Origin of the sequence: Aeromonas sp. ASNIH1 (assembly GCF_002934285.1) — a bacterium.
GTDB lineage: Bacteria > Pseudomonadota > Gammaproteobacteria > Enterobacterales > Aeromonadaceae > Aeromonas > Aeromonas caviae.
Map to the genome: position 1 here is coordinate 1,174,394 of NZ_CP026228.1, position 23,275 is coordinate 1,197,668.

18 protein-coding genes are annotated in these 23,275 nt (G+C 63.5%); 7 read left to right on the forward strand and 11 right to left on the reverse strand.

The window, feature by feature from the left end; genetic code table 11:
• Positions 1-161: 161 nt before the first annotated feature.
• Positions 162-1,439 (forward strand): cation:proton antiporter, encoded by a 1,278-nt coding sequence (locus tag C2U37_RS05695; protein WP_103261574.1) that lies wholly within the window; start codon positions 162-164, stop codon positions 1,437-1,439.
• Between the two features lie 471 nt (positions 1,440-1,910).
• Entirely contained in the window at positions 1,911-2,087 is a 177-nt protein-coding gene (locus tag C2U37_RS05700; RefSeq protein ID WP_010672653.1) for a hypothetical protein, read from the forward strand.
• Positions 2,088-2,190: 103 nt separating this feature from the next.
• Here the strand turns inward: C2U37_RS05700 and C2U37_RS05705 are convergent, their stop codons facing one another.
• Positions 2,191-2,712, reverse strand: coding sequence for a GNAT family N-acetyltransferase (locus tag C2U37_RS05705; RefSeq protein WP_049637292.1), 522 nt, complete (start codon positions 2,710-2,712; stop codon positions 2,191-2,193).
• A gap of 141 nt (positions 2,713-2,853) precedes the next feature.
• On the opposite strand from C2U37_RS05705, the gene C2U37_RS05710 reads away from it, so the two are divergent.
• On the forward strand, positions 2,854-3,117 hold the full coding sequence (locus C2U37_RS05710) for a hypothetical protein (RefSeq protein ID WP_039040440.1): 264 nt from the start codon (positions 2,854-2,856) through the stop codon (positions 3,115-3,117).
• Positions 3,118-3,191: 74 nt separating this feature from the next.
• Positions 3,192-4,046: a KPN_02809 family neutral zinc metallopeptidase gene (ypfJ, locus tag C2U37_RS05715; protein WP_104451995.1), complete on the forward strand. Its 855-nt coding sequence runs from the start codon at positions 3,192-3,194 to the stop codon at positions 4,044-4,046.
• Positions 4,047-4,119: 73 nt separating this feature from the next.
• On the opposite strand, the gene C2U37_RS05720 is transcribed toward ypfJ, so the two are convergent.
• Positions 4,120-4,797: an ATP-binding protein gene (locus C2U37_RS05720; protein ID WP_104451996.1), complete on the reverse strand. Its 678-nt coding sequence runs from the start codon at positions 4,795-4,797 to the stop codon at positions 4,120-4,122.
• A 154-nt stretch (positions 4,798-4,951) separates the two neighbouring features.
• On the opposite strand from C2U37_RS05720, the gene C2U37_RS05725 reads away from it, so the two are divergent.
• From C2U37_RS05725 to C2U37_RS05735, 3 genes are all read left to right on the forward strand, one after another.
• Entirely contained in the window at positions 4,952-6,268 is a 1,317-nt protein-coding gene (locus C2U37_RS05725) for an MFS transporter (protein WP_039040437.1), read from the forward strand.
• 120 nt (positions 6,269-6,388) lie between these two features.
• Positions 6,389-7,111, forward strand: a complete 723-nt coding sequence (locus C2U37_RS05730) for a MarC family NAAT transporter (protein ID WP_104451997.1) — start codon at positions 6,389-6,391, stop codon at positions 7,109-7,111.
• 159 nt (positions 7,112-7,270) lie between these two features.
• The gene (locus C2U37_RS05735; protein ID WP_041212219.1) at positions 7,271-7,474 is read left to right on the forward strand and encodes a hypothetical protein; all 204 of its coding nucleotides are present in this window, start codon (positions 7,271-7,273) and stop codon (positions 7,472-7,474) included.
• Positions 7,475-7,577: 103 nt separating this feature from the next.
• Here C2U37_RS05735 and tldD read toward each other — a convergent pair whose 3' ends face one another.
• The 9 genes from tldD to C2U37_RS05780 all read right to left on the reverse strand — a co-directional run bounded on the left by tldD (position 7,578) and on the right by C2U37_RS05780 (position 23,261).
• A complete protein-coding gene (gene tldD, locus C2U37_RS05740) occupies positions 7,578-9,026 on the reverse strand; it encodes a metalloprotease TldD (RefSeq protein WP_199770513.1) in 1,449 nt (482 codons plus the stop codon).
• A 57-nt stretch (positions 9,027-9,083) separates the two neighbouring features.
• Positions 9,084-9,890, reverse strand: a complete 807-nt coding sequence (locus C2U37_RS05745; RefSeq protein WP_104451999.1) for a carbon-nitrogen hydrolase family protein — start codon at positions 9,888-9,890, stop codon at positions 9,084-9,086.
• A 252-nt stretch (positions 9,891-10,142) separates the two neighbouring features.
• Positions 10,143-14,042, reverse strand: a complete 3,900-nt coding sequence (locus C2U37_RS05750; protein WP_199770514.1) for a YhdP family protein — start codon at positions 14,040-14,042, stop codon at positions 10,143-10,145.
• A complete protein-coding gene (gene rng, locus C2U37_RS05755; RefSeq protein WP_010672637.1) occupies positions 14,043-15,512 on the reverse strand; it encodes a ribonuclease G in 1,470 nt (489 codons plus the stop codon).
• A 79-nt stretch (positions 15,513-15,591) separates the two neighbouring features.
• On the reverse strand, positions 15,592-16,179 hold the full coding sequence (locus C2U37_RS05760) for a Maf family protein (protein WP_104452000.1): 588 nt from the start codon (positions 16,177-16,179) through the stop codon (positions 15,592-15,594).
• Between the two features lie 52 nt (positions 16,180-16,231).
• Positions 16,232-16,717, reverse strand: coding sequence for a rod shape-determining protein MreD (mreD, locus tag C2U37_RS05765; RefSeq protein ID WP_010672635.1), 486 nt, complete (start codon positions 16,715-16,717; stop codon positions 16,232-16,234).
• The gene (gene mreC / locus C2U37_RS05770) at positions 16,717-17,625 is read right to left on the reverse strand and encodes a rod shape-determining protein MreC (RefSeq protein ID WP_029313545.1); all 909 of its coding nucleotides are present in this window, start codon (positions 17,623-17,625) and stop codon (positions 16,717-16,719) included. Before mreC ends, mreD begins: the two co-directional genes overlap by 1 nt.
• 41 nt (positions 17,626-17,666) lie before the next feature.
• Complete coding sequence (locus C2U37_RS05775; protein WP_005308111.1) at positions 17,667-18,707, reverse strand: rod shape-determining protein; 1,041 nt, start codon at positions 18,705-18,707, stop codon at positions 17,667-17,669.
• Positions 18,708-18,923: 216 nt separating this feature from the next.
• Positions 18,924-23,261 carry a DUF6701 domain-containing protein gene (locus C2U37_RS05780; RefSeq protein WP_104452001.1) on the reverse strand — a complete coding sequence of 1,446 codons (4,338 nt, stop codon included), beginning with the start codon at positions 23,259-23,261 and terminating at the stop codon, positions 18,924-18,926.
• Positions 23,262-23,275: the final 14 nt, after the last annotated feature.

Below are 23,275 nucleotides of genomic sequence, written 5' to 3' on the forward strand. Positions count from 1 at the left end.
TAGCAGCAATCAAATTAAATGGAAATCTAGCCGTCTATCTGTCCGTGACGACGATTAAATATAACCATAAATAGGTAATGAGCATGATCTAACCCGGGAGTACCCTATGCCCGTCCTCAAGAGGGATACGTGCTTGCTGTTTACCAAAGAGAAAAATAACTATGAGCGTCTACTACACACTCTGCTTCCTGGCAGCGTTGGCGATCTTCATCGCCTTTGCCAACCAGTATGTTGTGAAGATCCAGACCACCATCGCCATCACTGCGGGCTCCATGCTGATCTCCGCGCTGCTGGTGCTGTTTGGCAAACTGGGTTGGTTCAATCTGGAGCCTCTCGCCATCAAGACCATGGAGAGCATCGACTTCCAGAACTTCCTGTTGAAGGGGATCCTGGGCTTCCTGCTGTTCGCCGGCGGCCTTGGCATCAACCTCAAGGCGTTGCGTAGCCAGAAGTGGGAAATCACCATTCTGGCCATAGCCGCCACCCTGCTCTCCACCTTCCTCATCGGCTACGGCTTCTGGTTCATCGCCAAGCTGCTGGGCTGGGATGTGCCGCTGGTCTACTGCATGTTGTTCGGTGCCCTGATCTCCCCCACCGACCCCATCGCCGTACTGGCCATCGTCAAGAAGATGAAGGCGCCACCCCAGATCGCCATCCAGATCGAGGGGGAATCCCTGTTCAACGACGGTGTCGGTCTGGTCATCTTCGCCACCGTGTTTGCCGTGGCCTTTGGCGGCGTGGAACCCACCTTCGGCAGCGTGGCCGGTCTGTTCCTGCATGAGGCTCTCGGCGGCATCCTGTTCGGGGCCGTGCTGGGTCTCATCGCCCACGTGATGATCAGCGCCACCGACGACGGCTCCCTGGAGCTGCTGCTGACCCTCTGCATCCCGACCGCGGGCTTCGCCTTCGCCAACATGATCGGCGTCTCCGGCGCCCTGGCCATGGTAGTGACCGGCATCATGATCGGCAACTGGACCCGTCATTCCGGCTTCTCCGAGCAGAGCCAGCACCACCTGGATCACTTCTGGGAGTTGATGGATCAGTTCCTCAACGCCCTGCTGTTCCTGCTGATCGGTCTGGCACTGGTGCTGCTGGACCTCGACTGGCGCGACTGGATCCTGCTGGTCATCGCGGTGCCGCTCTGCCTAGCCGCACGCTTCATCAGCGTCTCCATGCCCTATGTGGCGTTCCGCAAGTTCCGCAGCTACAACACCTTCTCGGTGCGCATCCTCACCTGGGGCGGCCTGCGTGGCGGTCTGGCCATGGCCATGGCCCTGGCACTGCCATCCGGTGTCATGATGATCCCGGAACACAACGTCGATCTGCGCCAGGTGATCCTGGTGATGACCTACTCGGTGGTGATGTTCTCCATCGTGGTACAGGGCATGACCATTACCCCCATGATCACCGCCGCCAAGAAGGCCTGCGGCGACGCCTGAGCCCGTCCCTGACCGGCAATGAAAAGGGCTCCCTCGGGAGCCCTTTTGTCACCCCCGTGGCAGTGAAAAACAGGGAATGACTGGGTGAACGCACAATTAGTGTTTGCTTTTTACACATTTCGAGGAGAGAATGCGCGCCGGCTAGTTAATCAGCCCTGATTATGTTCGCAATGCTTCACCTCACGATGAATCCTGCCAGTACCCGCATAACCTTCTTCTGATTTACTCGCCTTGAGAACCGTTCAGGCTGTCTGCCTGCGTTGCCCGGCTCTCACGGTGCAGACCCGATCTGCCCACTCCCAAGTAGCATCATGCATCCGCATGGTCCTTGGCGCCTTCCTTGAAAGTGCAGACGCCCCTGAACCGGGCTGGGTATTCCTGCGCGCTCGTCCGCCATCGTGCTGACCGCGCCCATTGACCTGACATTTGCCAATACAAGGAGCAAACACTTAATTTATATAGAGAAATACCATGATGAAACACGTACAGATCCGCAAACCCCTGCGTCGCAGCAAACCCATCAACCTGCCCGTGCAAGAGCACGACGACGATGCGTTCCTGATCCAGTTCAGCACCCGCTTCAGCGGCGGCTTCGCCATCTCCTGTGATGGTATCGCCGGCGAGTTCTCCATCGAAGAGCTCAACTGACTTTGCCTGCCCACCGGCAGCGCCCGATGCAGACAGGCCGCAACTCACGGCGGCCTCCTTGCCTGACGTCATAGTCTGCATGGCCCCGCTCCCAGAGCAGTGGCTAGACCCCGCAAGTCTCCTTGTCCGGCGCCTCCAGCAGCAGGCACTCCTCCTCGCCGGCCCCCAACCTGACCCGTTTGCCCTGACTCAGCCCCAGCTTGGCGAGTAGCCGGACCGAGCGCTCATTGCCCGGGGTGACGATGGCGACCACCCGCTCGATGCCGAGCCGTTCGCGGCCATCTGCCATGGCCGCCCGCGCGGCTTCGATGGCATAGCCCTGACCACGCCAGGCGGGCAGGAAAGCATAGCCGATGTCTTCACAGGGCAGGGTATCGCGCTTGATCAGACCGCAGATGCCGAGCCTGGCCCCGTCTTCCCGCCGCACCACCAGATAGAGTCCGTGACCGTGGCGGGCATAACTGACCGCAGGCCCCTGCTGGATGTAGTTTTCGGCATCCGCCAGGGTACGCACCCCGCGATCGCCGATGTAGCGGTGAAAATCACCATCGTTGAGCAGTTCGAGAATGAAGGGGGCATCGACAACGGTCAGTTCGCGCAGTTCCAGGCGCTCGGAGAGGATCATGACATGGGCTCGTTCGGCAGTAGAGAGTGTCCAAGACTGCTCCCGCCCCGCTTCCTTGGCAAGACCCGGAGGATATTTTCGCCCCCGGGAGCCGCGTCCCCGCTATACTGCCCACCCCATGGAACAGGCAGGAGAACGGCCATGACCGATACCCCCGAATTTTTTGATGAAGAGACACTGCTGGAGATGGTGGAGAACCAGCTCGCCGACGGCCATCCCCTCCAGGTGAAAGCGACCCTGATGCGCCTGGTGATGAAGGGCACCCCGCGGGAAGAGGCGCTGCAATACATCGCCTGCGCCCTGGGCGCCGAACTCATGGCCATGGAAGCCGAACAGGGCCCCTTCAACCTCGTCCGTTACGGCGAGTTTCTCGACAGCCTGCCCGAGATGCCCTGGGCCGAATGACCCGGGCCGATTAGGCAAGCCCCGGCGCCAGCCATTATCATTACTGCCACCAAAGATGACGGGAGTATGGGGATATGCGCTGGCAAGATCGCCGTGAGAGCAACAATGTGGAAGACCGACGCCAGCAAAGCGGCGGCAACGGGGGCGGCGGCCTGCCCATCGGTGGCAAGGGGCGTCTGATCCTGCTGGTGGTGATCATGGTGGCGGGGTACTACGGCGTGGACCTCGGCCCCCTGCTGCAGGATCCGGCCCCGCAGAGCCAGCCCCAGCGTCAGAACTCGTCCCAGGCTGCAAACGATCCCCTCGCCCGCTTCACCTCGGTGATGCTCGCCTCCACGGAGGACGCCTGGGGTGAGATGTTCCAGCAAAGCGGCAACCACTATCAGGCCCCCAGACTGGTGCTCTATCGCGGTGCGACCCGCACCGGCTGCGGCCAGGGGCAGTCGGTGATGGGGCCCTTCTACTGTCCGGCCGACAGCACCGTCTACATCGATCTCTCCTTCTATCAGGACATGCGCGACAAGCTGGGGGCCGACGGCGACTTCGCCCAGGGCTATGTGATCGCCCACGAGGTAGGCCACCACGTGCAGAACCTGCTCGGCATCTCCACCAAGGTGCGCCAGCAGCAACAGGGGCTGAGCCAGGTCGCCCAGAACCGGTTGTCGGTCAAGCTCGAACTGCAGGCGGACTGCTTCGCCGGGGTCTGGGGCCACTACATGGAAAAAGAGCAGGTGCTGGAGCGTGGCGATCTGGAAGAGGCGCTCAATGCCGCCCAGGCCATAGGCGACGACAGGTTGCAGCAGCAAGGTCAGGGCCGGGTCGTTCCCGACAGCTTCACCCACGGCACCTCGGCCCAGCGCCTCGCCTGGTTCAAACGCGGTTTTGACAGCGGCAAGCCCGCCAGTTGCGACACCTTCGCCGCCCGCTGAAGGGGACAAACGCAAAGGGGCCGATTCCTCACGGAGCCGGCCCCTTTCCTTTCTCACCCGAGGGGGTCTTCCCTCATTCGGGATCCTCCGCCAGCAGATCGGTGAAGACGAAGCCGTCTCGCAGCACCGTTTCCCCCACCCGGATGGGCAGGGGATGCAGGAACATGGGGCCGTCCCAGGCCAGGGTGTGAAACTCCCCGTTCTCGCCGCAGGGATCCACCCCGGCGGGCAGGGCAGCCAGCAAGGCCGGACCAAATTCATGACCACCTAACCCGGCGTCCAGCTTGCCCGGATCCAGGGTGCAGACCCTGGCCTTGAGCCCGGCGTCGATCATCGCCTGCGCCAGCTCGGTCGTGTCGCTGCCCCAGAGCGGGAAGAGCGGCGTGATGCCGGTCCCCGCCAGTTGCCGCTCCCGATAGGCGCGCACATCCTCAAGAAAGAGATCCCCGAATGCCATGTGGTGAATGCCCTTGGCCTGCACATCGGCGATGAAGCCCGTCATGATGCGCCCATACTCCTCGTTGCTGCAGGGCCAGGGCAGGTCGATGGTGATCAGCGGCAAGCCCACGCACTCAGCCTGTGCCAGCAGCAACTGCTTGCGCCCCCCGTGCATGGCCACCCGCTCGAACGCCTGGTTGAGGGTGGTGAACAGCCCCACCACCTCGATGGCCGGATCCTCGCGCAGGCGATGCAAGGCCCAGGCGCTGTCTTTTCCGCTGCTCCAGGAGAGCAGTATCTTTTTCTTCGTCATGACCTCTCCAGCTTCTTGCCGCACCGTGCTGCAAGACAGTGTTGCGAATTGTGCGATTTACATTGCGGGACACAAAAGCATACCCTCGTGGGTGAGCGTATCCCCGCAGCACACCGGGGAGAATAACTAAAAAAACGATGGGAAACATAAGGATATGAGTAAAGTCAGCACATCGCACGACCACGGTCGCCCCCTCAATCGACAGGATTACAAGACCCTGAGCCTGGCGGCGCTGGGCGGCGCCCTCGAATTCTACGACTTCATCATCTTCGTCTTCTTCGCCGTGGTCATCGGCGAGCTCTTCTTCCCGGCCGACATTCCCGAGTGGTTGCGCCAGTTCCAGACCTTCGGCATCTTCGCCGCCGGCTACCTGGCCCGCCCCCTGGGGGGCATCATCATGGCCCACTTTGGCGATCTCATCGGCCGCAAGCGGATGTTCACCCTCAGCATCATCCTGATGGCCTTGCCGACCTTGCTGATCGGCCTGCTGCCCACCTACGCCGTGCTCGGCATCGCCGCCCCCCTGCTGTTGCTGCTGCTGCGGATCCTGCAAGGGGCCGCCATCGGCGGGGAAGTCCCCGGTGCCTGGGTCTTCGTGGCCGAGCACGTGCCCGCCCGCCGGGTCGGTGTCGCCTGCGGCACCCTCACCGCGGGGTTGACGGCCGGCATCCTGCTCGGCTCCCTGGTGGCGACCGCCATCAACCGTGGCATGAGCCCGGGCGATGTGAGCGACTGGGGCTGGCGTCTGGCCTTCGTGCTCGGCGGCGTGTTCGGCATCGTCGCCATGTACCTGCGCCGCTGGCTGCACGAGACTCCGGTCTTCGCCGAGATGCAGGCCAACAAGTCCCTGGCCGAGGAGCTGCCCCTCAAGACGGTGCTGCGTGAACACAAGGGCAGCGTCGTCGTCTCCATGCTGCTGACCTGGCTGCTCTCCGCCGGCATAGTGGTGGTGATCCTGATGACCCCGACCTATCTGCAGAAGGTCCACGGCATCAGCCCGGCCGATGCCCTGACCGCCAACTCCCTGGCCATCGTCGCCCTCACCCTGGGCTGCATCGTCTATGGTCGCCTGATCGATGCCATCGGCAGCGGTCCTACCTTCATCCTGGGCTCCCTGCTGCTGGCCGGCGCCACTTATACCTTCTACCACAGCCTGGCAGCCGGCACGGATCAGCTGGTGCCCCTCTACATGCTGGCGGGCTTTGCGGTGGGGATCGTCGGCGCCGTGCCCTACGTCATGGTCAATGCCTTCCCGCCGGTGGTGCGCTTCTCCGGGCTGTCGTTCTCCTACAACGTGGCCTACGCCATCTTCGGCGGCCTCACCCCCATGCTGGTCACCCTCTGGATGAAGGAGGACGTGCTGGCCCCCTCCCACTATGTGGTCAGCCTGGCCGCCCTCGGTTTCGTGCTCGGCATCTGGCTCTGGCTGCGCCAGCGGGGCCAACGCCAGGCCACCCCGCAGGCCGCCTGATCCTTCCCAAGCAAGCCCCGCACTGTCGGGGCTTGTTCTTTGCGGATATCATCGACCGGGTGGCGGTCCGCTGCGGACCTGCCAGCTCACCCCAATCCGTCCATCTGCCCGAGGTCCACTATGTTCTTCCAGGTCGTCTTTCTCGCCTTGCTGGCCCTGCTGCCCATGGTCAACCCGCCCACCACGGCCACCCTGCTGCTGGGATTGAGCAAGGGCATGTCCCGCGAGCACATTCGCCGCCAGATCAACATGGCCGCCCTCTATCTGTTCGCCACCCTGTGCGTCAGCTTCTTCATCGGATCCTCCATCCTGGATCTGTTCGGGATCTCCATTCCCGGCCTGCGCCTGGCCGGTGGCCTCATCATCGCCTTCATCGGCTTTCGCATGCTGTTCCCCTCGCCAAACCAGTCTGCCGGGGTCGAGGCCAACCAGAATATCGCCTTCGTGCCCCTGACCATGCCCAGCATGTGCGGACCCGGCACCATGGCGCTGGTGATCAGCGGCGCGGCCCAGATCGCCGAGCTGCCGGCCGAGGCCGATCGCGTCGTCATCTATGCCGCCATGGTCACCGCCTTCGCCCTGATGAGCCTGATCAGCTGGGGTGTGCTCAAGCTGGCAGATCCCGTGTGCAAGATCCTGGGAGCCACCGGCATCGACGCCATGACCCGCATCATGGGTTTCCTGCTGGTGTGCATGGGTATGCAGTTCTGCATCAACGGCGTCAAGGAGGTGGCGCAGGATCCCGTCTTCCATGGTCAGGTGATGGAACAACCCGCTGCCGCCTTGCCGTCCCATGCCGGACCTACCACCCTCGATCATCTCGCCGTGCCGCGCCAGCCCTGATTGAAAACGGTATCATTTTTCGTGCAAATCCCTCCTGATCTTGCGCCTGATCATATTGCCTTCATCTTGATGGGGTAGTCTGGTTTTTGTACAGGCAGGGTTCAGAAGGTTGCCGCTAGCGTGGCATGTGCTGACCCCATCACTTGAGGAGATATGCAAATGGAAAAGATGCTGACCGAGATTGGAAGCTACAGCCTGTTTCATGAGTATCTGAACGTGGTCGGTGCCGCCAGCCCCGCGCTGACCCGGATCAAGACAGGATGGGAGTTCAAGCGAAAGGATCGCCTGCTCGCCCAGATAAGGGTGGATGACCACGGCCACGCCCGCTTCTTCATCGACGCCCGCGCCATTTCGGTCAACTGACCCGACCCCTTTCCCAGCCCCGGCGCCTGCCGGGGCTTTTTATTGCTTGCGCGTTCCAATAAAAACCCCGGCGCCGGGCCGGGGTTTACAAAGGTGTGTGACCTTACTGGGTGCCGCCCACGGTGAGCTGATCCAGCTTGAGGGTGGGCTGGCCGACGCCGACCGGCACGCTCTGCCCCTCCTTGCCGCAGACCCCGACCCCGCGATCCAGCGCGAGGTCACGGCCCACCATGGAAACCTGGCTCATCGCCTCGGGGCCGTTGCCGATCAGGGTCGCCCCCTTGATGGGCGCGGTGATCCTGCCATCCTCGATGAGGTAGGCCTCGGAGGCGGAGAAGACGAACTTGCCGGAGGTGATGTCCACCTGGCCGCCACCGAAGTTGGGGGCATAAATGCCCTTCTTCACCGAGGCGATGATCTCCGCTGGATCGTACTGACCCGCCAGCATGTAGGTGTTGGTCATGCGCGGCATCGGCAGGGCGGCGTAGGATTCGCGGCGGCCGTTGCCGGTGAGCGACACCCCCATCAGACGGGCGTTCTGCTTGTCCTGCAGGTAACCCTTGAGAATGCCGTTCTCGATCAGCACGTTGTAGCCCCCCGGCGTCCCCTCGTCGTCGATGGAGACGGAGCCGCGCCGACCCGGCAGGGTGCCGTCATCGACGATGGTGCAGTGTTTGGAAGCCACCTGCTCGCCGATGCGCCCGGCAAAGGCGGAGGAGCCCTTGCGGTTGAAGTCCCCCTCCAGACCGTGACCCACCGCCTCGTGCAGCAGCACGCCGGGCCAGCCGGCACCGAGCACCACCGGCATGGTGCCGGCCGGGGCGTCGATGGCCTCCAGGTTGACCAGGGCCTGGCGCACCGCTTCACGCACATAGCCAAACGCCCGGCTCTCGAGCCCGTCCAGCTCGAGGAAATGGTCGTAACCGAAGCGGCCACCGCCACCGGCGCTGCCGCGTTCACGGCGATCCCCCTTCTCGGCGATGACGGTCACCGAGAGGCGCACCAGCGGACGCACGTCGGCGGCCAGGGTGCCATCGGTGGCGGCCACCAGGATCTCTTCATAGACCCCGCTGATGGAGGCCATCACCTGATTGATGGCGGGATCCAGACTTCTGGCGAACTTGTCCATCTGCTCCAGCAGGGCAATTTTCTGCTGCTTGTCGAGGGTCTGCAGGGGATCCAGCGCCGGGTAGAGCAGGTTTGCTTCGGTGCGAGCCCATGCTTTTACCTTGCCCTGCGCACCGGCGGCGGCGATGCCGCGAGCGGCAGTCACCGACTGTTGCAGCGCCAGCAGGCTCAGCTCGTCCGAGTAGGCGAAACCGGTCTTCTCGCCGCTGACGGCGCGCACCCCCACCCCCTGATCGATGTTGTAGCTGCCATCCTTGACGATGCCGTCCTCCAGCATCCAGGACTCGTGCCAGCTGCGCTGGAAATAGAGGTCGCCGAACTCCACCTGATGGCTCATCAGGCTGCCGAGCAGCTGTTGCAGCCGCCCTTCGTCGAGATCGTTCGGGGCCAACAGGGAGGCACTAACCTGGCTCAATAGACTCAAATCTTTCTCTCCACTCTCATGCGAGATGTCGTAACGGTTAAATCCACGGCCGCGGGCTCACAGCAGGCGGGCGTGTTGCAGCACCGGCATGGTGCGTTTCAATTCATCGATCAAGGCCCCATCCAGCGGCGCCAGCACAGTGCCCTGCCCCGACGCCCGACAGGCCAGCACCCGGCCCCAGGGGTCGATCACCATGCTGTGGCCCCAGGTCTTGCGCCCCGTCTCGTGGGTGCCCCCCTGGTTGGCGGCCACCACGTAGCACTGGTTCTCGATGGCACGGGCCCGCAACAGGGGCTCCCAGTGCGCCTCGCCGGTGACGGCGGTGAAGGCGGCAGGCACCAGCAGCACCCGGGCACCGGCCCGGGCCAACTGGCGGTACAGCTCGGGAAAGCGCAGATCATAACAGATAGAAAGGCCGAGGGGACCAAAGGGGGAGTCCACCAGCACAGGCTGATCACCCGGGCTGAAGGTCTCCGACTCCCGGTAGCGGCCGTGATTGTCCGCCACGTCCACGTCAAACAGGTGGATCTTGTGGTAGTGCCCCTTGAGCTCGCCGTCGGGATCGAACACCAGGGTGCTGGTGTGGATGTGGTCGGCACCGGCGATGGCGGTGGGCATGGCCCCGGCCACCAGCCAGATGCCGTGGGATTTGGCCCAATCAGAGAGTTGCTGCTGGATTGGGCCATTTCCCAATGGCTCTGCCCCGTCCAGATACCCCTGCCGCTCGCCAAAGAGGGCGAAGTTTTCCGGCAGCAGCACCAGCAAGGGGCGCTCCCTGGGCAGACTCGCCAGCTCGGCGGCGATCCGCTCCCGGTTATCCTGCCAGGTACGACCCGATATCAACTGCATGGCGGCTAGCCACATGACGCGCTCCTTCTGTTGGGCGAGCCGATGGCACAAGGCCTCCTCGGCTCGCAGGGCAATATCCGCACTCTTCTGTTGGGCGAGCCGGTGACCGGTGACAGAAGGCCTTCTCGGCTCGCAGGGCAATATCCGCACTCTTCTGTTGGGCGAGCCGGTGACCGGTGACAGGAGGCCTCCTCGGCTCGCGGGGCAATATCTGCACTATGAGGGGTTTGGCGGCCGGGGGAAAGTCCCCCAGCCCGGTGCATGCCCTCAGCTCTGACCCGAGCCCTGGTGCTTGGGATTGAGCAGGAAGGGGGTGACCTCCTTGGCGGGCAAGCCGGGCGCCACCGCATCCACCGCCTCCTTCTGCTGCTGGTTGAGCTTGATGCGGGCGCGATCCCGCCCCGCCTCCACCAGCCTGGGGGCGTCCAGCGGGCCGGAGACCCGAAAATCGATGCGGGTCACCACGTCCACCACGGGCTCCAACAGCTTGGAGAGGGCCAGCACATAGAGCCCGGTGATGGGGGTCAGAGAGAAGGCCGCCACCACGGGCAGGGTGCCCCCCAGGTTCGGGGAGAAGCTCAGATCAAAGTCGAGCCGCCAGCGCACCAGATCCGCGATGCCCTTGCCCCGCAGGTTGCCCGCCGCCCCCTTCATGTAGAAGTCGTTGTTCTCCACCACCCCCTGATTGACCTTGGCGGAGGCGGACATGGACTCAAAATAGAAGCCCTTGTCGAAGACGTCGCGAAAATCGAGGCGCAGCTTGCGCATCAGGGAGTCGAGGCTCAGCAGGGAGAGCAGTCGGGCCCCCTTGTCGTTGACCTCCCGCAGGGTGCCTCCCTCCAGTTGGTAGTCGGCGCTGCCCGCCAGAGTCGGCAGGCTCAGGCGGTAGGGCACGTCACGCCAGTTCAGATCCAGAGCCAGCTTGCCCGGGGCATCCCCGATGGGCGAGGTGTAGCCAAGCCGCTTGAGCAGCAGCTCGCTGTTGCGGGTCTCGAGGTTCACCCTGGCACGGGTCTGCATCTGGCTGCCACGGGCCAGCCACTCGGCGCTGCCGCGCAGGGTGCTGCCCGCCAGGCGCATCTCCAGTCCCTTGAGATCCAGCCGGTTGGCCCCGGGCAGCAGCTCCCCCTTCACCTCCCCCAGGGGCAGCTCGCCGAAGCGGCAATCCACGCAACTGAAGGTGAGCCAGGGAATGGCGTCCATGATGGCCCTGTCCTGGTGCTCATCGGGATCCGGGCTGAGATCGGTCCCCTTGCCGGACCAGTAGATGCGGGCAAACTTGGCATCGATGGGGCGCCCATCGGCCACCGGCACCCGCACCACCCCCATCACGTCGGGGCTGTCGATCATCACCTCGGTGGCCTGGTTCACCGGCCCCAGGGTGAAGTGCACCGCCTTGAGGCTGGCACTGCCGATGTCGGCACGGGCCAGCTGGCCATCTACCCACCACTCCTGGGGCAAGAAAGAGGGGCCCACCACCGCATTGTCACTCGGCGCCGAACCGGCCGGCAGCCACTGCTTGAGACGAGCCAGCCAGCCGGCCACGTCCGCCTGCTGCTGGTTGATGGCGAGCAGCATGGGCTTGTCCTGCATCACCCGCGCCCCGGGCTGGCCGATGTTGACCCGCACCCGGCTGAGGTAGGGGACGCCGTCGCCGTACACCAGGCGGCTCTGCATGTCGATGTCCGCCCCCAGCACGGCGCGGATGTCGGCGCTGCCATCCCGCCCACGGGCCGTCACCTTGAGGGGCAGCCGGGTACCCGCCGCCTTGGTCAGGGGCACAGGCAGATCCAGCCCCATGCCCTGCAGGTTGGAGTCCAGCGCCAGCTGGAAGCTGAACGCCTTGTTCTCGGGCAGGGTCAGCCCCAGGGTACCCGACCAGTTGCTGCGCCCCTGGAGCATCTCGAGGGCCGGTATGTCCCGGCGCTGGCGGCGGCTGTCCCACTGCCCCTGGAACTTGAGATCGGCCTGATAGCCGTGGGGCAGTTGCCGCCCCTGATAATCCAGGGTCAGCGGCTGGTTCCACAGGCTGGCCTTGAGGTTGTGAATGCGCGTCTGCTCGTTGTCATACTCGAGCGTCCCTGCGACCCCGTCGAGGGGCAGATCCAGGGAGGCGATCCTCACCTTGTTGTCCTTGAAGCTGGCTTCCCCGCTGGCCTTGACCTCCCCCTCGCCATCCAGCGGTATGTCGAGCTTCACCGTACCCTTCATGGGGCCGCGGATCTCCACCTCCCGCAGCGCCTGACCGACGGATCCCCCCAGCGGCGAGTCCTGCAAATAGTCGCTGATGGCCTTGCCCTCACCCTCAACCTTGGCATCCACGTAGAGGTGAGCCCCCGGATAGAGGTCCGGGATCCAGGCGTGCACCGAGTCGGAGCTGGCCTTGCCGAGCTGGGTGGCGCGGCTGTTCATGTCGAGGCTGGCGTTCTGGAACAGCAGATCGATCTGCAGGTCGGTCAGCGGCTGCCAGCCCGGGAAAAACTCGTAGGTGGCCTGTTGCAGCGGCACCGCCACCTGGAAGACGCCCTTGCCGTTGTCGTAGGGGAAGTCACGGAATTCGCCGTACCAGAGCAGGTCGGCCCCCTTGGCCTTACCCCCCTTGATGGCGCCGCTCAGGTAGCTCACCAGCCCCTCATCCATCACCGCCAGGGGGTAGTAGCGATCCGCATGGGCCGCGTTCTTGACGTCGATCCGCCCGGTCAGGGCGAGGAAGGGGTGCTCGAACAGCTCGAGGCGAAACCGGCTGGCGAGGCGCAGATCCGGGTTGTCCAGGGCAATGTCCTGACCATAGAGCACCCAGCCTTGCGGCGCCCGCCACCAGTCGAGGGCCGCACTCAGGCTGTCCACCGAGATGGGTTCCTTGAAGTGGCGGGCCGGATCCACCTTGCCCTTGCCCAGGGTCAGGCGGGCACGCCCCCCGTTCGGGGTCAGCCAGAAGTCGCCGTCCAGCTTTTGCAGACCGGGCACATCGTGCCAGGCCCGGGTCCCGAAGCCGCGCAGTTGCCCCTGCAAAGAGAGCCCCTGCCAGTCCCCGTCGGCCTGCAGGACCAGCTCCTGCAACTGGCCCCTTGGCCGGGTGCGCTTGAGGGTCTCGGTCAGCTCGGGATAGAGGCCGGAGACCAGCTGGCTCAAGTTGGCAATCTGGTCGAGATCGATGGCGGGCACATAGCCCTGGATGCGCGAGCCGATGCGCTCGAGCTGCAGGCGGCTGTGCAGCCAGGTGGCGCCATCGAGCTTGAAGATGACGTCGTGGCTGGCGAGCTGCCACGCCTCGCCGTCCCGGCGCAGCTGGATCTTGCCCCCCTGCAAGTCGAGGCGGTGCGGCTCTCCCTTGATCTCGTCCTTCCAGATCAGGTGGTTGTTGCCAAAGGCCAGCAGGGAGTTGCCGAGCCTGCCCTTCTCGAACTCGCTCCAGAGCTGGAAGTCGAGCTGGCCGCTCACCGGCGGCGCGCCGGCGTGGATCCGGGCCAGCATGGGGCTGATGTCCAGCTCGCTGGCCCCCAGATAGAGCTGGCCCTTGAGGCGGTCGAGCCGCACCTCGGGGGCATCCACATCGATGATGAGGTCCAGGGTGCTCTCCCCCACCCCGTTGATGAGATAGGCCTTGCCGACCCCCTGATGCCGCTTGCCGCGGTTCTGCCAGCGCAGCTGGGCGATGTCGAGGGCGCGCACCTCCCCCAGTGCCGTGGTGAGGCTCAGGCGAGTGTCGTGAATGTCGAAGGTGGAGAGCTGGGTCAGCAGGAAGCGCAGCAGGGCCTCCTGCTGGTTCGCGCTCTTCCCGCTGACAGGGGTGGCGGGCTGGGTCATGTCCAGCGCGATGTTGCCGTCGCTCAGGATCAACTGGCCAAACACCGGTCTGAGTTCGTTGAGGGAGCGCCAGAAGTCGAGGTGGGCCCACACCTTGCCAAGGCACAGGGAGAAACGCCCCGAATCGGGGGCGATGGCCAGTCCTTCCAGCCCGATGGCCGGGCCGCGGGGAGTCCACTCCAGCCCGACGTGATCCACGCTCACCTCGAGCTGACTCTCCCCGAGCAGGGTCCCTATCACGGCCGCCCGGTGCTGGTTGAGCAAAGGGCCGCCCAGTCGTACCACGCTGACCAGAACGGCCAGCAGCACGAAGAAGACTCCGAGGGCCAACCAGCCCCGACTCAGCCAGCGATAGACCAATTACATCATCACCACATCGAACTGTTCCTGCCCACAGAGCGGCTCGGAGACCACCCTGACCTGCTTGCCGATGAAGACTTCCAGCTCCGCCAGACTGTGGGACTCCTCCCCCCGCAGGTAATCGGCCACCGAGGGGGCCGCATAGACGGTGAACTGATCCGCGTCGTAGGCGCGGTTGACCCGGATGATCTCCCGCAGGATCTCGAAGCAGACCGACTCCACCGTCTTGACCCGGCCGCGCCCCTTGCACTCGGGGCACTCGGCGCAGAGCACGTGCTCAAGGCTCTCCCGGGTGCGCTTGCGGGTCATCTCCACCAGCCCGAGCTGGGAGAAACCGTTGACGTTGGTCTTGGCCCTGTCCTTGGCCAGCGCCAGCTCCAGGCTGTGCAGCACCCGGCGACGGTGATCCTCGGACTGCATGTCGATGAAGTCGATGATGATGATGCCGCCGAGGTTGCGCAGGCGCAGGTGACGGGCGATAGCGGCGGTGGCCTCGACGTTGGTGTTGAAGATGGTCTCTTCCAGATTGCGATGGCCGACGAAGGCCCCGGTGTTGATGTCCACCGTGGTCATGGCTTCGGTCTGGTCGATGATGAGGTAGCCGCCGGATTTGAGCTCCACCTTGCGCTCCAGGGCCCGCTGGATCTCGTTCTCCACGTCGTAGAGATCGAAGATCGGCGACTCGCCGGTGTAGTACTCCAGCTTGTTGGCAAGCTCGGGCACGTACTCCTCGGTGAAGCGCTTGAGCTGATCGAAGCTCTGGCGCGAGTCGACCCGGATCTTGTCGAGCTCGGCACCGACGAAGTCACGCACCACCCTAAACGCCAGGCTGGGATCCTCATAGAGGATCTTGCAGGGGGGGTACTTCTGCTTGCGCTCGAGGATCTTGCGCCACAGGCGCTTCAAGAAGGCGGCGTCCTGTTCCAGCTCCTGCTCCCCCACCCCTTCGGCGGCGGTGCGGATGATGTAGCCGCCCAGTTCGTCCACATAACCGGCCACGGTGCGCTTGAGGCGCTCGCGCTCCGCCTCGGATTCGATGCGCTGGGAGACCCCCACGTGGGCACTGCCCGGCATGAAGACCAGATAACGGGATGGCAGGGTGATGTCGGTGGTGAGGCGGGCTCCCTTGGTACCGAGCGGGTCTTTGACCACCTGTACCATGATGTCCTGCCCCTGGCGCACCAGTTCGGCGATGTTGCCGGCCTGGAACTGCTCCTTCTCCTTGATCGCCACGCACTCGGTATGGGGGACGATGTCGGAGGCGTGCAGAAAGGCGGCCTTGTCCATGCCGATGTCGACGAAGGCGGCCTGCATGCCGGGCAGCACGCGGCTGATCTTGCCCTTGTAGATGTTGCCCACGATGCCGCGCTTGGCCTGACGCTCCACATGCACTTCCTGCAGCAGACCGTTCTCGACCAGGGCGACCCGGGTTTCGGAGGGGGTGACGTTTACCAGCAGTTCTACCGACATAAGTTACCTTGCCTTTCTAGTTTTGAATTCTGGCACGACGAACAACGGGTAACTCAGCAGCGCACTGCTGACGAGAGGATTACCGGGTCTGCTCGAGGTGCTGCTTGATCAACAGGTCCGTCTCCAGCAGGGGCAGGCCGACCACGGCACTGTAGCTCCCCTCGAGGCGACTGACGAATTTGCCGGCAATGCCCTGGATAGCATAGGCGCCCGCCTTGTCGCACGGCTCGCCGGTGCGCCAGTAGGCTTCGATCTCGGCCTCGTCCAGTTTGCGAAACGCCACGTTGGTGGTGACCAGCCGCACATCGCACCGCTCCGGGGTGGCCAGGGCCACCGCCGTCATCACCTGGTGTACCCGCCCGGAGAGGGCTTCCAGCATGTCCTTGGCGTCCAGCAGGTCGGAGGGTTTCTCCAGCACCCGCTCCCCCAGCACCACTATGGTGTCGGCCCCCAGCACAGGCAGCGCCGTGGGCGCCGCGGCCACACCGGCCATGGCCTTGTCGCGGGCCAGCCGGCAGACGTAATCCTGGGGCTTCTCACCGTCGTAGCGCAGCTCCGGCACATCCAGCTTGAGGACCTCGAAACGGTAGCCCAGGCGGGTCAGAAGCTCGTGCCGGCGGGGGGAGCCCGAGGCGAGATAGAGTTGCAGTTCGTTGTGCTTGTTCATACTTCACTCAATGAGACGATGCGCAGTTACAATGCGTTGTTTTTATTCACATTCACTTGATATTGAAGCGACGCCGCACCTTGCGCAAGACCATAAAAATCCAGGGCCATATTAACATCGTCGTCAACGTCGACCAAAAGTAGGCGAAGTTGAGGCTGGCCCGGCTGAACAGATGCTCCGCCCAGAACACGGTGATCTTCCCCACCAGGGAGAGCAGACCGATGATCAGCGCCTGCTGCCAGAGGGAGAAGTTGCGGATCTTCTGGAACTGGAATGCCGCCAGGTAGGTGGTGATGGCCATGGCCATGGCCCGCACGCCGAGGGTGCTGCCGAGCAGCACGTCCAGCAGCAGGCCCGCCACCCAGGCGGTGCCGACGTTGGTCCGGTGCGGCAGCGCCAGCGCCCAGTAGATGAGCACCATGGCGAGCCAGTCCGGACGGAAGGGTTCGAATTGAAAGGGAAGCGGCAGGATGGAGAGGCACAGGGCCAGCAGGATCGAACACCAGATCCAGATCCTGCCGCTGGCGGGTTGCAGCATCAGCGCGTCGCCCCCGCCGCCGAGGTTGCCGTGGCCGCCGAGGCGCTCGCCGCAGGCTCAAGGGCATCCTTGTCGTGTACTTCCGGTTTCTTGTCGGTCCACAGCAGCAGCAGGTAGCGCAGACGATCCAGCGCCACCAGCGGCTTGGCCTCGATCTGGGCGAAGGGCTTGCCCTCCACGTAGTCGGAGCGGGTCACGGTCGCCACCGGATAACCTTCCGGGAAGCGGCCGCCCAGGCCCGAGGTGACCAGCAGATCGCCGACCTGGACGTCGGTGTTGCGGGGCAGGTTGCGCAGCTCCAGCTTGTCCAGCTCGCCGCTGCCGGAGGCGATGGCGCGCAAGTCGTTGCGCAGCACCCGCACCGGGATGCCGTGGCTGGAGTCGGTGATGAGCAGGACGCGACTGGTGGTGGAGCCCACGTGGAGCACCTGACCGACCACCCCCTGATCGTTGATCACCGGCTGGCCGTTGTAGACGCCATCCAGCGCCCCCTTGTTGATCAGCACCTGATGGCTGAAGGGGTCGGAATCCACCGACAGCAGCTCGGCCACCATCTTGCGGGACTCCTTGTGTACCGGCGACCCCAGCAGCTCGCGCAGACGCTGGTTCTCGTGCTCCAGCTGATCCATCTTGAGCAGGCGCGAGCGCAGGGTGAACAGTTGCTGCTCCTGCTGCTTGGTCTGCTCGATGAGATCGGCGCGGGTCTGCACCTGGGTCGACATGGTGTCGAGCAGGGTGCCGGGGGCGTTGGCGATGTATTGCAGCGGGCTCACCAGGGAGCTCAGATAAACGCGGACATGGCTGAACACACCGAAGCGGGAATCCGCGACGATGGCAGCGACGGAGATGATGACGGCGAGAAACAACCGTAACTGAAGCGAAGGGCCTCTACCGAAGATGGGTTTCATGAGTCGTCAAAAAAGAGCCGGCGCTCGGCCGGCTTTGGGTCTTATTCGTAGTGGAACAGATCGCCACCGTGCATATCGATCAGCTCCAGCGCCTTGCCACCGCCACGGGCGACACAGGTGAGGGGATCTTCAGCCACGACGACCGGGATGCCGGTCTCTTCCATCAGCAGACGGTCGATGTCCTTGAGCAGGGCACCACCACCGGTCAGCACCATGCCGCGCTCGGAGATGTCGGACGCCAGCTCGGGCGGGGATTGCTCCAGGGCCACCATGACGGCGGAGACGATGCCGGAGAGCGGCTCTTGCAGCGCTTCCAGGATCTCGTTGGAGTTCAGGGTGAAGCTGCGGGGCACACCCTCGGCCAGGTTGCGACCGCGCACTTCGATCTCGCGCACCTCTTCGCCCGGATAGGCGGAGCCGATCTCGTGCTTGATGCGCTCGGCGGTGGCTTCCCCGATCAGACTGCCGTAGTTGCGACGGACGTAGCTGATGATGGCTTCGTCGAACTTGTCGCCACCGATACGGACGGACTGGGAGTAGACCACGCCGTTCAGGGAGATGATGGCCACTTCGGTGGTACCGCCACCGATGTCCACCACCATGGAACCGGTCGCTTCGGAGACCGGCAGGCCGGCACCGATGGCGGCAGCCATGGGTTCATCTATCAGGTAAACCTCGCGGGCGCCGGCGCCCAGAGCGGATTCCTTGATGGCGCGACGTTCCACCTGGGTGGAGCCGCAGGGCACGCACACCAGCACGCGCGGGCTGGGGCGGAAATAGTTGTTGTCGTGAACCTGTTTGATGAAGTGCTGCAGCATCTTCTCGGTCACGTAGAAATCGGCTATCACGCCGTCTTTCATCGGGCGAATGGCGGAGATGTTACCCGGGGTACGACCCAGCATCTGCTTGGCGGCATGACCGACAGCAGCGACCGATTTGGCGTTCCCGCGCTCTTGGCGAATGGCGACAACTGAGGGTTCGTTAAGGACGATCCCTTGATCTTTTACATAGATCAGGGTGTTGGCAGTTCCCAAGTCGATCGACAGATCGTTGGAAAAGACGCCTCTGAGCTTTTTGAACATGGCTACGGGAAATCCTAAGAATTTTGAGGTGCAGAAAACCGGCTAACTTTACCAATGCCCACCCCAATGGGCAAGCGCTCAAACTGTCGCCAATCAATCAGGCGCGACAAAAATGCGAGTCATCACTCACCCGCTCAGGCCGACAAACACTACGAAACAAGGAGATAAGACGCCACTGTACAGCAATGCGTCTATCTCCCCGTGTCGGCCCGGGTGTCAGGGCATCACTTCGCGGCGATAAATAATTCTGTCATTACCCCGATCCCGGCCAAAAATGGCCTCTCCCAACAGGTGATCCGCCGTGGCGGGATCCGCCAACCAGACGGGTTGGGATGGCTGTTGCTCCAGCACGATCCGATAGGGAATGCGCACCGCCTGATTGGGTGGCGCGAAGTGGAACCAGGTCTCGCCTGCATCGAAACCGACCTGAGTACCGCCCGGAGCCACATTGCCGAGACCAAGGCGAATGCGGGTACCGTCTTTGAGGATCAGATCCCCCGTCGCGGAGTCATAGCGTTGCTCCGCATCGGTAAAGACGATACCACCTCCCGCCAGGGAGATCTGGGTACAGATATCTTGCGAATTGGCTCGCCACAGGCCCCCTTCGAAATATTGCACCTGCAGGGGCAGCGCCAGCGGGGCGCTATCGACCCCCTGACGGGTGCTGGCGAGCAGCCGGCCGTAGTAGGCGATCATGGTATCGTCCGATCCCTTCGGAATGGAGAGCTGTTTGGCGGTGCAGTTCACCCCGCTCTGGCAAGTGCCGCTGACGGACGGATTCATGTTCCGTCCGCTGAGGAAGCTGGTCTCAGGAGTCTCACCGTCCGTTACTCTGAGCCCTAGTCGCAGGAGCGGCAAGGGCTCTTCCGGTGCGGTCAGGCTAGGGGTCAGTTCGCGCAGCCGCATAAAGCGGGTTTGACCTGACTGCTTGCCTGTTCCTTCGGTCCAGCTGGCGGCCAGCGGCGCCAGCCGATTGGATCTGTCCACCCCGTCCTGATTGTTGGCGGCCACCAGGGTGAGGGCCCCCCTGGCAAAGGCATCACGGTAGTTCCTCGTGACACTCCCTTCCTTGTTGCGCGCCTCCACCACCGTCTGTACCCCGAATGGCTGGCTCATATAGCTGAAACCGCCGCAGGCCGGGGTGACGATGCCGCTCGTCATGTTGAAGTCCCAGGGTACGAAGCGCCCCAGCGGCACGCTGGTGGCGGGAGGGATGGTGTAACCGAAATAGCCCGTTGATACTGTGCTTCCCTCTGGCGACGTTGCCACCGGTGGCGTCGCCTTGATCCTGAAGACCCCGACCTCGTTGAGACTGAGGGCGGGGGTATTGAGGCCGGCACTGGCTGCAACGTGGCTGTACTTGGTCGGAGTGACCTGGGCGGCCACGCCCCCCTGAGGGGCCACCAGCTCGCTGGTCAGGGCGATGTCGGACAACACGAAGTTGGGGGTGGTGCCATTGCCGGTGCAGATATCCCTATCGCTGTCGCTCTGCCACGCCATGGCCTGGATATTGAGCGAGAAGCTGTCTCCCGTCCTCTTGAACACAGGGCAGGTGATATCACCTGCCGCGCAGGCCCCCTGGGTGGGCGTGATGCAGAGCCCCACCGGGCGGCTGACGAAGAGATCCGACCCTGTCATCACCAGTCCTGCGGTATCACCGCTGCCATCGTGGCGGGCATTAAGCCGCATCTGACCCGCATCCGGATAGCGAACACTCTTCAACGTCGCCTTGCCTTGACCATCGAAGGTCAAATTGAGGGTTGTCGCCGCTGGCGAGACTACATTGGCGGCATAAGTCGAAATCGTCTTGCCATCTATCGCCATCTGACTCCCGGCCGAATTGTCATTCGGGGTGACATACGTTCCCCAGAAGCCGACCGAACGCTCACCGGTAAAACCGGGGACACACTGCTGGGTCGCATTGTCCTTTTTGACGGCACTGATCACTACATCTTGGGGCCTGTTGGCCAGGGTATCCAGCACATCGAACACGAAGCCGCTGTCGGCGAAGCTCAAGGTACAGGCGGCGGCGCTCAGGGCACCACTGCCGGCGCGGCACAGGGTGGTGCTCAGGGGTTTGGTGGACGGCGTCGAGCCGCTCACTCCCACTGTGATGGCCGTCGCCAGATTGTTGCGTATCTGCAAGGTGGTCGTGCCGCCGCTGAAATTGACGGTGGCGGTGTTGCCGTTGTAGCTCACCTGGCTGCCGGCTATCCAGCCGTTGCTGCCATTCTTCAGGGGGGTCAGGATGGCGCTCACCGGGTCCGTGAACAGCTGGCTGCAACTGGCGTTGGCGCAGGCCCGAATGGTCAGAGTCTCGGGGTTGCAGGTCAGGGCCTGACCGGAGTGATCGAACTCGAAGTGATCGATCTGGGTCCCCACCGGATTGGATTTGAGGGCGCAGATCCGGACGTTGTCGAGCTCGTGGTAGTTCGTCACAGAACCGGTGGAGCCGGTGAGCGACAGCAGGAAGTTGGCGGGCACCGCCGCCTGCCCCGTCTGGTTCACCATATTGATGGGCCCCACCAGCATGGTGTAACCCGAACCCGTGTTCCGCTCAACCGACGCAAGTGAACTGCCGGCAGTGCGCGAGTCAATGGTGATGCGGTAACGATGGGGGCGGTTGCCATTGGTTCCGCTGTCCACTGCCGGGCTCAGGTTGCTCGCCGTTCCCGCCAGATAGCGATAGCCCGAGGTCCCCGAACTGGCACCGGAGCCACGAATGGAAACGGCCTGAGGACGAGACCCGGGATTATAGGAGCCCCCCTCGTTGGCATAGTTGCCGTATTCGTCGATACCGACCCCCATCCAGCCACCGGCAAAACCGCTGATCCCGGTCTTGAAGCCATAACCCAGCGGGCCACCGAAGGCGCCGGGCTGGGGCGTGATCGTCGCATCGGAGAGCACCACCGCCATCCCGTCCGCCCCGCTCGAGCCGGAGGTCTTGTAGGCATACTGATCGAACTCGATAGTCACCAGATTGCTGGCCCCCGGGAAGAGGCGCTGGAAGGTCGCAGAGGTGGCCTGGTTGGTCGTATTCTGGGTCAGCCGCAGGCGACCGTTTTGCAAAGAGGGCAAGGTGCTGCCATTGCGTTGAGCCACCACCCAGTCGCTGCCAAGGGTGCTGGCGGAGAAGTCGTCGCTGAAACAGGTCAGTGGGTCTTCACACATGCCCGGCCAGTCGCCGTTGAAGGGCTCGTGGATCACCTTGCTGTTGTTGGTCATGGAGACGTTCACCGCCGACACGGCGCCGGTCAGCACGGCCTGGCCACTCATGGCCAGATCCCCGGCGTTCACATAGATAATGGCGTTGAGCTTGGTATTGCCGCTCATGGTGACCTTGCCGAAGTGATACATCATCAGGTCGTTGGCCTTGCCCCCGGCATTGACCTCCATCTGGTCGCTCAGGGCCAGATCGCTCTTGATGTACAACCTCGCGGCACTGCCGCTGTCAAAGATCAGCTTGTCGTTCTGGCCGAGCTCCATCTTGTCTATCCAGTGGTTGCCGCCACGGAAGTAGAAATTGATGTTGGAGGTGCTCTGGTGTTTGAACGTCTTGAGGTAGCTGGCCTGCAGATACCCGTTGAGGGTGCCGTTGCCACTCACCTCCAGGGTCTGGTGAAGCAGGAGCGTCAGGTCGCTGCGACTCCCTGCGGCGGAGATCCGGCTCTCGTTTTCCATCTTGAGCCCATAGACGGCCAGAGAGCTCTGCCCCTGGAAGGTCATGGCACTGTTGCTCTTCATCCCCAGGCTTTTGATGAACCAGTCCCCTGCCCCCATGAGCACGCTCTGGCCACTGGCTGAGACCTCCATGGTGACCTTGTCCAGGTAGTGCGGCTGGAAGACGGCAGTCCCGGTATTGCCATTGCCCGAGACCTCAAGGGTGCTGTAGACGGTGACCCTGGCGTCATTGAGCTTGCCCTGACCAGTCACCGTCAGATCGTTCACATGAAGGTCTCCCGACCCGGTGACGCCACTGTTGTAACCATTCTTGATGGTCATCTTCTGGGCATAGACGGTCGCACCGTTGAGGTTGATCATCGCCCCTTCGCTGATAGACAAGGTATCGAAGCGATAGGTCTGGCCCGATTTCAGGGTCGCCACGCAGCTGTTGCCCCCCCACGAGGCGTTCTTGTAGTCACCGGCAGCAGGAGAGATGGCCCCGTCGCAAGCGAGATCATTTTTCCCGCTGTAGGAGGGGAAGCCCCCCGGGTTGGCCGGAAACGCGTCGGGGTCGCTGATGAAGGTCACATCCTTGAGCGGGCTGGCAAGGGCGCCGCTGACGTTGCAATTGGAGACCCAGGTGCCGTTGTTCCAGAAACCACCGTTGTTGCAGTTGGCGTTGGGCTGGATGTTTTTGGTCAGGAAGGGGTAACTGGCCCCCACAGTGGTGCTGATGATCTTGCTTTCATTGTTCATGCTCAGCACGCCGGGGGAGGCGTGGCTCTGCACCGGGAAGAGGAAGGCTTCGGTACACTGGCTGGCGGCCTGCACCGAGGTGGATCCCAGCAAGATCCACAACAGGGCGCCGCGAAGAGGCTGGCTGGACTTCATGGGGTCTGGCTCCT

Excerpts from the sequence above, each read along its gene's own strand:
- C2U37_RS05730 (WP_104451997.1), top strand. The coding sequence starts at position 6,389 with ATGTTCTTCCAGGTCGTCTTTCTCGCCTTGCTGGCCCTGCTGCCCATG.
- C2U37_RS05775 (WP_005308111.1), bottom strand. The coding sequence starts at position 18,707 with ATGTTCAAAAAGCTCAGAGGCGTCTTTTCCAACGATCTGTCGATCGAC.
- C2U37_RS05710 (WP_039040440.1), top strand. The coding sequence starts at position 2,854 with ATGACCGATACCCCCGAATTTTTTGATGAAGAGACACTGCTGGAGATG.
- rng (WP_010672637.1), bottom strand. The coding sequence starts at position 15,512 with ATGTCGGTAGAACTGCTGGTAAACGTCACCCCCTCCGAAACCCGGGTC.
- mreC (WP_029313545.1), bottom strand. The coding sequence starts at position 17,625 with ATGAAACCCATCTTCGGTAGAGGCCCTTCGCTTCAGTTACGGTTGTTT.
- C2U37_RS05745 (WP_104451999.1), bottom strand. The coding sequence starts at position 9,890 with ATGTGGCTAGCCGCCATGCAGTTGATATCGGGTCGTACCTGGCAGGAT.
- ypfJ (WP_104451995.1), top strand. The coding sequence starts at position 3,192 with ATGCGCTGGCAAGATCGCCGTGAGAGCAACAATGTGGAAGACCGACGC.
- C2U37_RS05705 (WP_049637292.1), bottom strand. The coding sequence starts at position 2,712 with ATGATCCTCTCCGAGCGCCTGGAACTGCGCGAACTGACCGTTGTCGAT.
- C2U37_RS05695 (WP_103261574.1), top strand. The coding sequence starts at position 162 with ATGAGCGTCTACTACACACTCTGCTTCCTGGCAGCGTTGGCGATCTTC.
- mreD (WP_010672635.1), bottom strand. The coding sequence starts at position 16,717 with ATGCTGCAACCCGCCAGCGGCAGGATCTGGATCTGGTGTTCGATCCTG.
- C2U37_RS05735 (WP_041212219.1), top strand. The coding sequence starts at position 7,271 with ATGGAAAAGATGCTGACCGAGATTGGAAGCTACAGCCTGTTTCATGAG.
- C2U37_RS05780 (WP_104452001.1), bottom strand. The coding sequence starts at position 23,261 with ATGAAGTCCAGCCAGCCTCTTCGCGGCGCCCTGTTGTGGATCTTGCTG.
- C2U37_RS05700 (WP_010672653.1), top strand. The coding sequence starts at position 1,911 with ATGATGAAACACGTACAGATCCGCAAACCCCTGCGTCGCAGCAAACCC.
- C2U37_RS05760 (WP_104452000.1), bottom strand. The coding sequence starts at position 16,179 with ATGAACAAGCACAACGAACTGCAACTCTATCTCGCCTCGGGCTCCCCC.
- C2U37_RS05720 (WP_104451996.1), bottom strand. The coding sequence starts at position 4,797 with ATGACGAAGAAAAAGATACTGCTCTCCTGGAGCAGCGGAAAAGACAGC.
- C2U37_RS05725 (WP_039040437.1), top strand. The coding sequence starts at position 4,952 with ATGAGTAAAGTCAGCACATCGCACGACCACGGTCGCCCCCTCAATCGA.